This is a genomic window from Nostoc sp. S13, assembly GCF_029379315.1.
In the GTDB taxonomy this organism is placed as follows: Bacteria; Cyanobacteriota; Cyanobacteriia; order Cyanobacteriales; family Nostocaceae; genus Nostoc.
The window spans coordinates 26,428-40,526 of record NZ_JAQYWQ010000035.1; the positions used below are offsets into that span (position 1 = coordinate 26,428).

Annotated in this window: 11 protein-coding genes; 6 read left to right on the forward strand and 5 right to left on the reverse strand. The window is 42.5% G+C overall.

All coding sequences use genetic code 11. The features are described 5' to 3' along the window. The first annotated feature begins 59 nt into the window (after positions 1-59). Positions 60-1,067, forward strand: a complete 1,008-nt coding sequence (gene bioB, locus PUQ00_RS13400; protein WP_300417044.1) for a biotin synthase BioB — start codon at positions 60-62, stop codon at positions 1,065-1,067. A 300-nt stretch (positions 1,068-1,367) separates the two neighbouring features. Here bioB and PUQ00_RS13405 read toward each other — a convergent pair whose 3' ends face one another. Both PUQ00_RS13405 and PUQ00_RS13410 read right to left on the reverse strand, forming a co-directional pair. Further along, on the reverse strand, positions 1,368-2,906 hold the full coding sequence (locus tag PUQ00_RS13405) for a pitrilysin family protein (RefSeq protein WP_300417046.1): 1,539 nt from the start codon (positions 2,904-2,906) through the stop codon (positions 1,368-1,370). Between the two features lie 55 nt (positions 2,907-2,961). Next, on the reverse strand, positions 2,962-4,605 hold the full coding sequence (locus tag PUQ00_RS13410; RefSeq protein WP_300417048.1) for a pitrilysin family protein: 1,644 nt from the start codon (positions 4,603-4,605) through the stop codon (positions 2,962-2,964). A 150-nt stretch (positions 4,606-4,755) separates the two neighbouring features. Between PUQ00_RS13410 and PUQ00_RS13415 the strand changes: the two genes are divergently transcribed. Then, positions 4,756-5,370, forward strand: a complete 615-nt coding sequence (locus PUQ00_RS13415; protein ID WP_300417050.1) for a TetR/AcrR family transcriptional regulator — start codon at positions 4,756-4,758, stop codon at positions 5,368-5,370. 83 nt (positions 5,371-5,453) lie between these two features. On the opposite strand, the gene PUQ00_RS13420 is transcribed toward PUQ00_RS13415, so the two are convergent. Further along, positions 5,454-5,894, reverse strand: coding sequence for a DUF4332 domain-containing protein (locus PUQ00_RS13420; protein ID WP_300417052.1), 441 nt, complete (start codon positions 5,892-5,894; stop codon positions 5,454-5,456). A gap of 593 nt (positions 5,895-6,487) precedes the next feature. Further along, entirely contained in the window at positions 6,488-7,288 is an 801-nt protein-coding gene (locus tag PUQ00_RS13425; RefSeq protein WP_300417054.1) for a PhzF family phenazine biosynthesis protein, read from the reverse strand. 490 nt (positions 7,289-7,778) lie between these two features. Here PUQ00_RS13425 and PUQ00_RS13430 point away from each other — a divergent pair, with 490 nt between their 5' ends. From PUQ00_RS13430 to purT, 4 genes are all read left to right on the forward strand, one after another. Continuing rightward, the gene (locus tag PUQ00_RS13430) at positions 7,779-8,729 is read left to right on the forward strand and encodes an ABC transporter ATP-binding protein (protein WP_300417098.1); all 951 of its coding nucleotides are present in this window, start codon (positions 7,779-7,781) and stop codon (positions 8,727-8,729) included. A 44-nt stretch (positions 8,730-8,773) separates the two neighbouring features. Next, complete coding sequence (locus tag PUQ00_RS13435) at positions 8,774-10,537, forward strand: ABC transporter permease subunit (RefSeq protein ID WP_300417056.1); 1,764 nt, start codon at positions 8,774-8,776, stop codon at positions 10,535-10,537. A 310-nt stretch (positions 10,538-10,847) separates the two neighbouring features. Further along, entirely contained in the window at positions 10,848-11,330 is a 483-nt protein-coding gene (locus PUQ00_RS13440; protein WP_300417058.1) for a pentapeptide repeat-containing protein, read from the forward strand. Between the two features lie 133 nt (positions 11,331-11,463). Beyond that, on the forward strand, positions 11,464-12,627 hold the full coding sequence (purT, locus tag PUQ00_RS13445) for a formate-dependent phosphoribosylglycinamide formyltransferase (protein ID WP_300417060.1): 1,164 nt from the start codon (positions 11,464-11,466) through the stop codon (positions 12,625-12,627). A gap of 106 nt (positions 12,628-12,733) precedes the next feature. Here purT and PUQ00_RS13450 read toward each other — a convergent pair whose 3' ends face one another. Beyond that, the gene (locus PUQ00_RS13450; RefSeq protein WP_300417062.1) at positions 12,734-14,080 is read right to left on the reverse strand and encodes a serine hydrolase; all 1,347 of its coding nucleotides are present in this window, start codon (positions 14,078-14,080) and stop codon (positions 12,734-12,736) included. Positions 14,081-14,099: the final 19 nt, after the last annotated feature.

Here is a 14,099-nt window from a genome sequence, read left to right on the forward strand (position 1 = left end):
AGGAGATTCAACCAAAAGACAGCTCAAGATTTAACCCAGTCTACAAGAAGGATAGTGATGTGGTGGGAATACGCTACGATTGGCAGGAATTAGAGATTCGGGCGATATACAACACGCCATTGCTAGAGCTTATTTATCAAGCTGCTAGCGTGCATCGCCAATATCATGACCCAACAAAAATACAAGTTTGTAAGCTCATATCGATTAAAACGGGAGGTTGTCCAGAAGATTGTAGCTACTGTGCCCAATCTTCCCGCTATAAAACAGAGGTAAAGGCGCAAGCACTCCTAGAAAAGGAAACGGTAGTTAACATCGCCCAGAAAGCAAAAGAAACTGGTGTTAGTCGCATCTGCATGGGTGCTGCTTGGCGCCAAGTGCGGGATAACTCACAATTTGAGGAAGTCCTGGAAATGGTCAAGGATGTAACCGCAATGGGTTTAGAAGTGTGCTGCACTCTGGGTATGTTGACGGCAAATCAGGCTAGGAAATTGGCAGAAGCCGGACTTTACGCCTACAACCATAACTTAGATACCTCACAGGAATATTACAGCACAATTATTACCACGAGGACGTATAGCGATCGCTTGAACACAATTGAAAATGTCCGTCAGACAAATGTTACTGTATGTTCTGGCGGTATCCTGGGTTTGGGCGAAACTGTCGATGACCGGGTTGGGATGTTACAAACTCTGGCAAACTTACATCCGCATCCAGAGTCTGTGCCGATTAATATTCTTTCACAAGTACCAGGCACACCCTTAGAAAATCAGCCTGATGTCCCCATTTGGGATATTGTGCGGATGATTGCCACAGCCAGGATTTTAATGCCAGCTTCCGATGTGCGTCTTAGTGCCGGTAGGGCTAGACTTTCTCAAGTTGAACAAGCTTTCTGCTTTATGGCAGGAGCCAATTCGATCTTTTCTAGCGACGACAACAAGATGTTAACGGTGACAACTCCCTGTCCAGATTACGATACTGATCGAGAAATGCTGAATTTACTTGGTTTAGGAATGCGTCCGCCTTCCCAAAGACTGGAGAAGGTAGCAAGTCCGGCTGTTGTGGCGTAAGTCCTGAGAATGAAGAAAAAACCTCTGGAGTTCCCAGAGGTTTTGGTTCCTGATTTAGTTTCTATTGGTTACTACAATTTGTCCTCAGTTATTTCCCGATAGTGAAGGAAATTATTTGAACGCCGAGATCCCCGACTTCTCTAAGAAGTCGGGGATCTGATTCTTGCGATTTTATTTGTATATTAGACTTCTTGCATAAATCAAAAATAAGAACCCCACCCCCAGCCCCTCCCCTTAGCAAGGGGTGGGGTGTTAGGGACTTTTGCAAGAGGTATATTGAGTGTCTACCTATCGACGCGATTAATTCTTCACCTGTGGCTGCGAACCAGGAATCGTTACATCTATTGGTGTCACCTGTGCTGCTAGCTGCGTCAATGGCGGTTGAATGGCGGTTTGATTCCCCACGACTAAAGTCACGAGCTTTTCTGGCTTGAGGTATTTTCGTGCTACCCGTTGCACATCAGCAGCCGTGGTGGCGGCGACGGCTTTTTGATAGCGAAACAGAAAATCAGCAGGATAGCCGTAATATTCGTATCGGATCAACCGTGATAAAGTTTGGTTGGGGTCTTGAAAGTTGAATACAAAGGAGTTGAGTGTAGACTCTTTGGCATAAGCCAGTTCTTTTGCTGTTACTCTTTGAGTTTGGATGCGCTTAATTTCAGCTTGTAAGGCTTTGATAAACTGCACGGTAGCATCCGATCGCGTTTCTCCACCAGCAATAAATATCCCAGGATAATCGTAGCGGGGACTCCACTGGCCATAGACAGAGTAAGCTAAACCTTGACGCGATCGCAATTCATTAAATAAGCGTCCACCAAATCCATTTAACACCCCATTCAATACATCCAGCGCTGCATAATCGGGATTGTCAAACCGTCCACCTAAATGGCCGAGAAGCACACTACTTTGCGTTAGTTGTGGCTGATTGACAAAAAAGACTCCGCCTGTATTAGCTGGCAAAACATTTGGTAATTTGGGTTTAGCAATATTTGAGTTGCGGTTCCAGTCGCCCAACTTAGCTTGAACAAGCGATCGCATTTTCTTCGCATCAAAATCCCCGACAATCCCCAAAATCATATTATTGGGGTAAAAATATTGCTGATAGAAATTGAGCAAATCTTCACGAGAAACCTGATCCACCGTTGCATACTCGATCGTGCGAGCATAGGGGCTATCTTTCCCATAGATCAGTTTCTTAAATTCTCGACGAGCAATCCCATCTGGACTGTCATTGCGACGGGCAATGCCACCCTTAGCTTGTGTCTTAGCCAAGTCTAGCTTTTCTTGAGGAAATACTGGCGATCGCAGCACCTCAGCAAACAGCCCAAACACCGTTTCTAAATCTTCACTGAGTGCGTCAAAGCTAGCATGACCAGAAGCTTCACCAATACTAGTTTCCACAGCCGCCGCCCGTTGTTCCAATATCTCGTTGAGTTGATCAGGCGAATGTTTCTTAGTTCCCCCAGTTCGCATCACCGCCCCTGTAAAACCGGCTAAACCAACTTTCTGTTGTGATTCCAAGCGATTTCCTGTTCGCACAAACGCCGTCCCATTCACCAACGGTAACTCGTGATCCTCCATTAAATAGACAACCAAGCCGTTTTGGAGCACAAACCGCTCATACTTGGGTAACTTAATCTCAGGTAACGGTGGCAACTGCAACTCCGTGTAATGCTTTGCTTCAGCCGTCGCCGCCAGAGAAAAATTACAAGTTAAAAGTAAACACGTAAAAACAGTAACCAAAGCATAAATCAACCCCTTCCCATTTTTGATTTTAGATTTTAGATTTTGGATTTTGAACACTATCTGCCTTTTACCCTTCACCTTGAACCTCTGCATATCTCTCTTCCTTTGCGCCCTTTGCGCCCTTTGCGCCCTTTGCGGTTCGTTTGTCTCATCCTTGTTTCGACAACAGCTTACCAATCGTGCGATTTTCCGGCGTAAATGTCTCCTTTGCCACCCGTTGAATATCAGCCGTCGTCACCGCCGAAATCTTATCCAACTGCTTAAACAAATTCCGCCAAGAGCCAGTTTTCACCTCATATTCCAACAATTGTTGAGCCATCCCCATATTTGAATCGAGGATACGTAACAAACCCGCCCGTGCTTGGGTTTTCAGCCGTTGCAAATCAGCCGCCGCTACAGGCTCAGTTTTTAATTTGTCAATTTCTTGGCGCAAAGCCACCGCCAATTCATCAACTGTATGACCAGGAGCCGTCAGAGCATAGAAAAATATCAGGTTTGGGTATTTATCTCCAGGAAATCCACTATAACCTTGAGCATTTAGCGCCAAACGCTGCTTTTCTACCAAAGACTTATACAGCCGCGACGTGCGCCCATCACTTAATAAACTGCCAATGATTTCATAGACTGCATTATCTGGATGGGTAATTGCCGGACGATGATAACCTTCTAAATACCAGGGTTGAGAAGGTAACTGTAAAGTAACTTCTCGTGTTTGTTGTTGTGGGGGTTCCACCGGGATTTGCTCAACAGCTTTCGTTTTTGCTTGATAGCGGCCAAAATAAGTTTGTGCCAGTTTTTTCACCTTAGCTGCGTTGACATCTCCGACAATGGCGATCGCTAAATTACTTGGTACGTAGTGAGTATCAAAAAACTTTTGGACATCTTCCGGTGTCAGATTGCGAATATCTTGGTCATAACCAATCACTGGACGCTTGTAGGGATGGACTTTGTAAGCAGTATCGATAAATTTCTCCACCATCAGTCCAATGGGTGAATTCTCTACCCGCATCCGTCGTTCTTCTAAAATTACATCTTTCTCTTTATAAAACTCACGACGAATTACCGGATCGAGAAATCGCTCCGACTCCAACGACATCCAAAGTTCCAGTTTATTAGCAGGAAAGCTGTATAGATAACGGGTGGCTTCGGTTGAAGTATTGGCATTTAAACCCACGCCTCCCGCTTGTTCAACAATTTGCCCTAATTCGTTTTGTTTGACTAGCTTACCTGCTTGCAATTCCACTTGCTTGAACTCAGTTTCTAACCGAGCAACCTCATCTTTTTTGCCATCGGTTTTCGCTGTTTTAATTTCAGCATCCAATCGTTCTAAGGTTTCAAGCAGGGGTTTTTCTGCTTTGTAGTCTTTTGTACCAATGCGGGTTGTACCTTTAAACGCCAAATGCTCCAGAAAGTGAGCTACACCAGTTTTGCCATCTGACTCATCCACACCACCGACATCTGCATAGGTAAGAAAAGAAACCACAGGCGCTTGATGTCGTTCCAAGACGATGAATTTTAGACCATTGTCGAGGCGAAATTCCGTTAACTGCTTGATTACTCGATCCAGATAAGGTTGGATCGAACTTTCAACTGGTGGAGTTTGAGCCAGAGCAATTTGTGGCAGCAATCCGCACCAAAGGATAATCAAAGTTAACAAAGTGACAAACAACCGCCGCAATGTGACAGATACTTGATCTGACCAATCCAAAATCCCAAATTTCAAATCCTTCGACTGAGCGTTCGCATAGCGTTCTGCAGGAAAGTCCAGAATTGACCGACTGATCTGGTTCATAAGCAAAAATTAAGATAAAGTTACACTACCTAAAAAACAGAACACTTAGTAAAAGAGCCTTAATCTTGTATTAAGTTTTCTGGGTTTTTTCTACTTGACGTAAGACAATTATGCTACAACTCGTGTTGCGGATATTTAACCATAACTATTATGCGAGTTTTTAATTCTTCTCCGTCTTCAGAGGCTCAGACACGCACGCGGATTTTACAGGCAGCACAACGCTTGTTTGCTTCTCAGGGATTTGACGGCACTACCACCCACGATTTAGCACAGGCAGCCGGTGTAGCTGAAGGCACTCTATTTCGTTATTTTCCCAATAAAAAAGCAATTTTGGTGGAAGTCGCCACGAGTGGTTGGGTGGAGATTCTCACAGATTTACTGACAGAATTAAGTGAAATGGGTAGCTATAAAGCCATAGCTCAAGTAATGCGCCGCCGGATGTGGAATTTCCAAAAAAATGCCGATGTGATGCGTGTTTGTTTTATGGAAGTGCAGTTTCACCCCGATTTGCGCGATCGCATTCAATTAGAAGTGATTACCAAAATGACCGATGTGGGCGAAGCATTCTTTCAAACAGCGATAGATAAAGGCATTTATCGTCAAATGGATACCAAGTTGGTTGCGAAAGTTTTCTTAGGAATGTTTGCGATCGCAGGTTTTTCTAACAATACTCTCATTGAACCTGACGCTTCCCCCCAAGAAATGCAGCAAATGGCAGAAGGACTCGCTGATATCTTCCTGAATGGAGTCTTAGCCAAAGAGTGAACAATCATAAGTTCTGAACCTTAACTCCAAACTCCAAACTCCTAACTCCTAACTCCTAACTCTTAACTCCTAACTCCTAACTCTTAACTAATGATTGCTTGCGCTTGCTGACTCCACTGTTGTACTAGTTCAATTGCTGGACACAAATCTCGTCGCTGCATTGTTGCTACCTGCAAGCGCATAATTTGTTGGTGCAATCTGTGAGTGGGAGTTTGAGCTAACTGTGCTACAGAACCAATACCGGCATGAAGCAATAAACCACAATATTGTGTCCCTACACTGGGAATACGCGCCAAGTCAGCCAAAGCTATCCATTTATTTACATACTGAAGATGAATCTGTAGTTTATTGGCTAACGCTACTTTTTCCTCTAGAGTTTTTCCTTGTTTGATTAGCTCTACTGTGCTAGTAATCCCACAATTTTGCAGTTGAGATTGTTCTTCTTGGCTCAGTCCAGGTAATTGCTCAATTGGCCAGTCACGAGATTGGATAGGACTTCTTCTATTTGTGTGTTTAGCAGACATTTTTGAAATTAAAATATAGGTTTGTTTAAATATTGTGGCAGTTGCTTCTTTGCAAAAGTATGCGCTCTTGCAGTTTAATATATGCGCTCTTGCAGTTTAATCTTTGTATTGCCGTGCTATCTTAACCAAACCTCTTGCAATGGCATTGTATTAGCTGACAATAACATTGTATCGATTTGCAATAACATTGTATTGGCTGACAAAAATTAAGTAGAGTCAATTGTTAGTATTTTCCACGCCACTTCTCTAGAGCATCGATTCAGTAATCAAAAACCTAACCCCGCAGCCCCCTTCCCGACTAGGGAAGGGCAGGGTGGTTTCATACAAGCAGAGAAATGTCAACTTAACGTGAAAGTTAGTCTATAGCAATCCGATTTGATTTGTGAAAAAATTTAAGTATATGTAGGGTGTGTTATCGCGTAGCGTAACGCACCTGGAATCAGAGGTGGTGCGTTAGCCTTTGGCGTAACGCACCCTACGTATATTTCAAAAATCAAATATCAGTTCTATAGAAGCAGCATTTAGAGATATCTCGTTCCCCAAGTTCTTGATGCTGAGTTTTTGCCGGATGCAATTGATTTAGAATATTAGGTTTATGCGGTAATTAACTCACCTCGCATCACAGTTACCGCTTGTCCGCCGAGAAAGACGCGATCGCCTCCTGTATAACGTACTTTTACCACCCCACCGCGACTCGATGCTTGATAAGCCAAAAACTCATCTTTGTGCAAGCGATCGCGCCAGAACGCAGCAAGACAACAATGGGCAGCCCCAGTCACGGGGTCTTCATTAATACCTACTCCTGGTGCAAAGAAGCGAGAGATAAAATCATAATTTGCATCAGAGTGCGTAATGCTGGTAACTATAACATCAGAAACAGGCAACGTTTTTAGTAGTTGAAAATTAGGCTGGATTTGCCGCACCAAGTCTTCCGATTCCAATTCCACTAAATAACCTAGTGAATTCTGCAAGACAGATTTGTATGGTACACCCAAAGCCGCATTAAGTTCTGGAGGAGCGATCGTTACTTGTGAGTGATTTACAGGAAAATCTAACTCAATCCACTCACCTTGCAACTTAGCAATCAGCACTCCACTTTTGGTGTAGAAACGTGCAACTTCATTAGCTGACAGATGCCCCTCTGACCAAAGTACATGGGCACTAGCTAAAGTTGCATGACCACAAAGCGGCACTTCCACCGTGGGCGTAAACCAACGCAGATTAAAGCCATCATCCTGTCTAACTAAAAAAGCCGTTTCAGATAAATTCATCTCCTGCGCTACGTTCTGCATCCAGCGTTCGTCTTCAGCGGTGGGCAAAAGACAGACAGCAGCAGGATTACCTGCGAAAGGTGTATTGGTAAAAGCATCAACTTGAGTAATGGTTTGTCCCATTAGAGTCACTTGAAAGTTAGACAGCAATATATTTATCAAAACAGAATAAAGGCGTCAGTCGTCAGAATTCAGCATGAATTCCGTACAAGTGGCGGATAGCGCAGCGTCTGGTAGAGAGTGTCTGAATAAACGGCGTTTTTGCATCCTCACTAAATATGCTTTCTTTAGTGGTTTTCAAGACTCGCTAACGTCTTGATTCTGACTTGTGAATTCTGACCGAAAACGAAAAGGGTACAAGCCCCTCTCTTACAAAGTTCTGATGCCTGCGGCGGGCTGTGCCAACGGAGGAAACCTCCGCTCAGACTTTGCGCTAAATTGATTTATAGGGATTATTAATTTTGAATTTTGAATTTTGAATTCCCCGAAGGGGTTGACTTCTTCTTCAAGTCGCCAATTTTCTGAAAGCCAGTTTCAATTTCTGAAACCAGCCTGACAAAAGCTTTAGAAAAGGCTAGGTTAAGTGTTAATTACAGTCCGCACCCCAGCAGCGATGGTAAAAGAATTAGCAATTTGCACCCGTGGACTAACTAAGCAATTTGACAGGCACGTTGCTGTCAATGATGTTGATTTAGAAATCCAGGCGGGGGAAGTATATGGATTGATTGGGCCGAATGGCGCGGGTAAAACAACTCTCATCCGAATGTTGGCGACTGCTGAGGAACCAACTACAGGTGAGATTTATATTAATGGCGATCGCCTACTCCGTGACAAGAGTAACCCCAAACTGAAGCGTCGTCTTGGCTACTTACCCGATGACTACCCGCTATATGAGGATCTGACAGTCTGGGATTACCTAGATTATTTTGCACGTCTGTATCGTTTGCGAGAACCACGTCGCACTCAACGCTTACATGAAGTTTTAGAACTAATCCAACTTGGTAATAAACGCAATAGTCAGATTTCTACTCTGTCGCGGGGGATGAAACAGCGCTTAAGTTTAGCGCGAACGATTATCCACGAACCGATTTTACTACTACTAGATGAGCCTGTTTCTGGGCTTGACCCCATTGCTAGGATGCACTTTCGCGAAATCATCAAAGCTTTGCGAGAAGCTGGGATGACTGTAATCATATCTTCTCACGTTCTCAGTGATTTAGCGGAACTCTGTACTTCTGTGGGAATTATGGAACTTGGCTTTTTGGTAGAAAGTACTTCCCTACAGCAACTTTATCAACGTCTTTCCCACCAGCAAATTGTGTTATCAACTCTGGGAAACCTAGAGACACTTTTGAGCGAACTAAAACATCATCCTTTAGTAGAAGAGTGGGAGGTAATACCAGGAAAAAACAGCGTGCGGGTGAATTTTTCCGGCAAAGATGAAGATAGTGCTGAGTTATTGCGATCGCTGATTAAAGCAGGCATTCCTTTGACTGATTTTCACTGCACGCAAGAAGACTTAGAAAGTATTTTCCTAAAATTAGGTCACAAACAAGCATCTTGATACGTCAATAAATATCACTCCCCATTTTTGGAGAATTTTTTCTTATGATGCTCAATTTAATAGACAAAATCGGCGATTGGAATCCGCAACTATTCCGGGAACTCAAAGGACGCCTGAAATTTTTTAATGTTGCGATCGCAGTTGCAACTTCCTTACTACTACAACTGGTAGTTTTTTTATATCAGTTACGGGAGTTTCCTGATGATAGATACTCACTAGATGGCACATACTGTCGTTCGACTCAAGTATATGAACAGCTACAGAACCACGTTTTGCAGCAATTAGATCAGTCTAGAATTGCTGACTTCAATGATTTACGCTCAAATAATTTTTGTCCCCAAAATCAAATTGATTGGCAATTGTGGTGGCAAAACCATTGGGAATATATATTTCTAACGTTGAGTGTAATTTTTGTATTTACACTATTAGTTGCAGGAACTTATTTACTAATCAACGATTTAGCCAAAGAAGAAACTCGCGGTACGCTGAATTTCATCCGTCTCAGTCCCCAATCAGAAACAAGTATATTGACTGGTAAGTTACTAGGAGTTCCGAGTTTAATTTATCTCATCCTCTTAGTAGCAGTTCCTTTGCATTTGTGGGCTGGGCTTTCTGCCGAAATTGCCTTTAGTTACATTTTGAGTTACTACGCGATTCTTGGCGCTAGCTGTATTTTCTTCTACAGTGCTGCACTACTATTAGGCTTATTTAGTCGTTCGTTTAGCGGTTTTCAGCCTTGGTTGGGTAGTGGTCTAGTTTTACTTTTTTTGTTCATGACAATGGTGCTGGCATCGTCTAACACCACTTTAAACAATTCAAATGCTTGGTTTAGACTCTTTAGCCCTTGGGATGTAACAAATTATCTATTTCCTAACTTATTCCATCTATCCGATGGTTCTCCCCTAACAAACTGGCAGTTTTTCTATTTACCATTAGGGACAAGTATTGTTAGTGTTGTTGGTTTCCACTTGCTGAACTTTGGATTGTGCAGTTACGGGATCTTGCAAGCTCTTAAACGTTGCTTCCGTAATCCTCAAGCCTCAATAATTAGCAAAGAACAAAGTTATCTACTAGTAGCGTTTTGCCAGTTAATGATGTGGGGGTTTAGCGTACAAATTGGTTTAAATAATCAAAGATGGGATGAACGTGTTGAGGGAAATCTCGTTTTACTGGCAGTGTACAACTTGGTGTTGATTTTAAGTTTAATTGTGGTTCTTTCCCCTCAGCGTCAAGATGTACAAGATTGGGCAAGATATCGACATCAGGGAGTTTCTAGCCGCAAAAATTTATGGCAGGATCTAGTTTCGGCTGAAAAAAGCCCTGCACTCGTGGCGATCGCAATTAATCTGACAATTGTTACTATCCCCTGGCTAGTTTGGGTTTCACTTACATCTGTTTTTGATGCGAACGATGGCCAAACTTGGCTGAGTAACGATATTGAAAGGTTTAAAGTACTTTTAGCTATAGCTTTGTCTATCAGCTTAATGATGATTTACGCTACCGTCGCCCAATTGATACTTTTGCTGAAAACTGCCAAACGTTTTTTCTGGGCAATTGGGACTTTGGGTGCTGCAATGTTCCTACCACCGATGATTCTACAATTTCTCGATATTTCCTCATCGAAATATCCTACTATCTGGTTATTTTCAACTTTTCCTTGGGCAGCTATAGAATACTCTGGGGCGACAACAATTTTTATAGCATTCCTAGCTGAGTTGAGTGTTCTAGCGTTGTTAAATTTCCAGTTGACAAGGCGCGTGAGATTAGTAGGGGAATCTGCTACGAAAGCATTATTAGCAGGACGTTAGGTAAGTAGTTATTGATACACGTTAGAACCCCGACTTCTTTGAGAAGTCGGGGTTCTTGTTTTTCACAAATAATTTAGGACTGCTATATTAACGTGAGTTCGACAAGTTTTATTTGACCTCTCAAAAGCAGCCCCTCTCCGACGCGGAGAGGGGAGCAAAAAGCTGAATTTTTCGTTGCTCCTCCCTTTCCGTTTCCCAGAGGGAGGCTGTCCGGGAGAGGTTCATCGAACTCACGTTATTTTATCTATTATTTGCCCAAATTAACGGTTAAATTTTTAATCGAGACAAATATCACGATTATCTAACAATTATGCTAAATCTCTCTACTCAAGACCGACGCTATACAGCTATCCAGTTTTTAGAACAAAGTCCGCAACAGCGTCTGCAAATTCTTAAGCAAGTGGGCATAGCTCGTTATGATTTTTTAACTAAAATGCGATTAAATGAAGCAAATATCATTTGTATAATGCGGTTTTTTAAATATCCAAGTCAGCTAAAGTTTCCTAATCTTATAGGAGCAGATTTATCCGGTTTAATTTTAGATGGCGTAAACTTCATTCGAGGAAATTTATCAGAAGCAAATCTACAAGGTAGTAGTTTAGTCAATGCAGACCTCTTATTTGCAAATTTGACAAAAGCCGACTTGAGAAATGCAGATTTACGAGATGCAACTCTTAACGAGACTATTTGGTTAGAAACTCTAGTAGATAACTGTCAGCTTGGCATAGGTACTGGTTTAAATCATCTGCAACGTCAAGATTTAGAACTACGCGGAGCTAGATTTAACAGTTAGGCTTCTCTGCGAGACCTGCGCCAACGCTCACTGTTAAAGCCGAGCAAAGCCGAGGCTTTAATTCTTGAGAAGATGGTAATTAAAACACAAAAAATTATAAAATTATTGAATTGAAATTGTCCTGGATAAGTTAATGAGTATTAAGTTGCCCCAAAAATTGATGTTGCTGGGTTCAGGAGAACTAGGCAAAGAATTTGCGATCGCTGCTCAACGTCTTGGTAATTATGTGATTGCTGTTGACCGTTACGCCAATGCTCCGGCGATGCAAGTTGCTGATGTTTCTGAAGTTATTTCTATGCTCAGTGCTGATGATTTAGAAGCTGTAGTGACAAAACATCAGCCAGATATTATTATACCAGAAATTGAAGCAATCAGAACAGAAAAACTCTTAGAATTTGAACAGCGAGGGATTACAGTTATACCAACTGCGGCTGCTACGAACTACACAATGAACCGCGATAGAATTCGGGAACTAGCACATCAAGAATTGGGCATCAGAACGGCTAAATATGGTTATGCAACAACTCTAGAAGAATTGATTGCCGTTTCTAATGAAATTGGGTTTGTTAATGTTGTTAAACCTGTGATGTCATCCTCTGGTAAAGGTCAGTCTGTAGTGCAGAACAAGAGTGAAGTTGATAAGGCTTGGAATTATGCGATCGCTAATTCTAGAGGAGACAGTCAAAAGGTGATCGTCGAAGAATTTATTAACTTTGAAATAGAGATAACTTTATTGACAATTAAACAGTGGAATGCACCGACAATTTTCTGTTCTCCTATTGGTCATCGCCAAGAACGAGGCGATTATCAAGAATCGTGGCAACCCGCACTAATTTCTGAAGATAAGATATTAAGAGCAAGAGAAATAGCCATAAAAGTCACTGATGCTTTAGGAGGAGCCGGAATTTTTGGGGTTGAGTTTTTCATTACCAAAGATGAAGTAATTTTTTCCGAACTTTCTCCCAGACCCCACGATACGGGAATGGTGACATTAATCTCACAAAACCTCAATGAATTTGAACTACATTTAAGAGCTATTTTAGATTTGCCAATTCCTCATATAGAACAGCTAGGAGCATCAGCTAGTGCCGTTATTTTAGCTTCAGAAAAATCTGATTCTATTGCTTTTGATGGTATAGCCGATGCTTTGTCTGAAAAAGATGTAGATATTAGATTATTTGGTAAACCTAATGCTCATCCATATCGGCGAATGGGCGTAGCTTTGGCGAAGGGTGATAATGTCCAAGAAGCTAGGGAAAAAGCTACTAGAGCAGCCAATAAAATCACAATTATCTAATTACCGTAGGTTTACACAGATGTGCATAGGTGTCAACTTAAGCCCAAAGCCTTTTAAAACCTCGTTAAGAGCCTCTGACTCGGAACGAGACAACACATCGCGTCTTTTATCTGGTCACACTGTCAGACGAATTAACCGCAGCAACAGGGTTTAGCTGATTCAGGTAATTGTAAACAAGCTGGGAAACTTGACGAATAAAGTCTCTCCCCCTGCTGTCCTTATAGGGACGTGTGACGAAGATGGCGGCCAAGTAGCGCTTACCATTGGGCATAGTAATAAATCCCGCGTCGCCAATAACAAAGCCGATATCTCCGGTTTTGTTGGCGATGACTGCACCTTTCCCTAAACCGGCGGGAAGCAGTGTGCGAATTGTGGTGTGACGCAGAATATCTAAGACTTGTTCTCGACTCTGCAACGAAACTAGCTTGTTATTCACAACTAAAGCCAGCACCCGCGCCATATCTTCAGAACTTGTGGTGTTGGTTCCTCTCAAGTCAGCTAAAAGATGGCGAATTACTGTGTCTTTCAGTCCCCAAGTACGGAAACGCTGATTTAGTTTCGCCGCTCCACCCAAGCGATCAATAATCATGTTAGTGGCGGTATTGTCACTGATAGTAACCATCTTGGTGACGGTTTCCAAAGCGGTGTACTTTTTACCAACTCGCTCATACTGCATGGTTCCAGAACCATTGGTAACTAAGTCACGCCGCATGGTCAATATTTCCTGAAGGGTGACTTTACCAGCATCTAAATCCTGGAAAAAAGCGATGAGAATTGGCAGTTTGATTGTACTTGCAGCTGGGAAAACGCGATCGCCTCCAATATCCAAATAATCCCCAGTATCCAAATCCAGGAAAAACATTCCTGTTTTCAAAAAACTATAGCGACTCATCAAGGCTTTAATTTGAGGTTCCAGCACTTTCATCGGTAAATGCATGGGAACCACGCCAGCAAACAGAGTGCTATTATCACTCACTGTTGGAGAAATACTCGATTGAGTCGGAATTATTTCCAGATATTTCGGCTGGGTTACAGTCAGTGGTACTGGCTTGGGTAACTGCACAGACCAATGATTATGGGATTCCTCTTGCAGCTTTACCTGTGCTAAGTCGAAGGTGTAACCAGGTGCTAAAGTAACTACCATGCGGGTAGTCTCTGCGTTAAACTGCTCGATGCGAATCTCTTGAATTACTAACCCCACCCGTTGACTAGTTTGTGGATATCCTAATGTAACTCCAGGCAAATCAATTACTAGACGAGTCGGGTTGGTAACTAGTTCCACTTTCGGTTGAACATTCTCATCTGTGGTGAAGTCCAGATGATTGCGATTGCTATCAAAATGCCAATTAGCGATCGCAGTAGCTTTGACAGTGGAGCCAAACAGGAACAAACTTAAGAAACTGGGTAGAAGCCAGCTAAATTTTAGAATATTTTCTTTGTGTGTGAGCAGCATCGATGATCGTTTTGTGTGT

Bases quoted from the DNA above. Each gene is read 5' to 3' on its own strand.
- PUQ00_RS13405 (WP_300417046.1), bottom strand. From the start codon at position 2,906: ATGCAGAGGTTCAAGGTGAAGGGTAAAAGGCAGATAGTGTTCAAAATC.
- PUQ00_RS13410 (WP_300417048.1), bottom strand. From the start codon at position 4,605: ATGAACCAGATCAGTCGGTCAATTCTGGACTTTCCTGCAGAACGCTAT.
- PUQ00_RS13415 (WP_300417050.1), top strand. From the start codon at position 4,756: ATGCGAGTTTTTAATTCTTCTCCGTCTTCAGAGGCTCAGACACGCACG.
- PUQ00_RS13420 (WP_300417052.1), bottom strand. From the start codon at position 5,894: ATGTCTGCTAAACACACAAATAGAAGAAGTCCTATCCAATCTCGTGAC.
- PUQ00_RS13425 (WP_300417054.1), bottom strand. From the start codon at position 7,288: ATGGGACAAACCATTACTCAAGTTGATGCTTTTACCAATACACCTTTC.
- PUQ00_RS13430 (WP_300417098.1), top strand. From the start codon at position 7,779: ATGGTAAAAGAATTAGCAATTTGCACCCGTGGACTAACTAAGCAATTT.
- PUQ00_RS13435 (WP_300417056.1), top strand. From the start codon at position 8,774: ATGATGCTCAATTTAATAGACAAAATCGGCGATTGGAATCCGCAACTA.
- PUQ00_RS13440 (WP_300417058.1), top strand. From the start codon at position 10,848: ATGCTAAATCTCTCTACTCAAGACCGACGCTATACAGCTATCCAGTTT.
- purT (WP_300417060.1), top strand. From the start codon at position 11,464: ATGAGTATTAAGTTGCCCCAAAAATTGATGTTGCTGGGTTCAGGAGAA.
- PUQ00_RS13450 (WP_300417062.1), bottom strand. From the start codon at position 14,080: ATGCTGCTCACACACAAAGAAAATATTCTAAAATTTAGCTGGCTTCTA.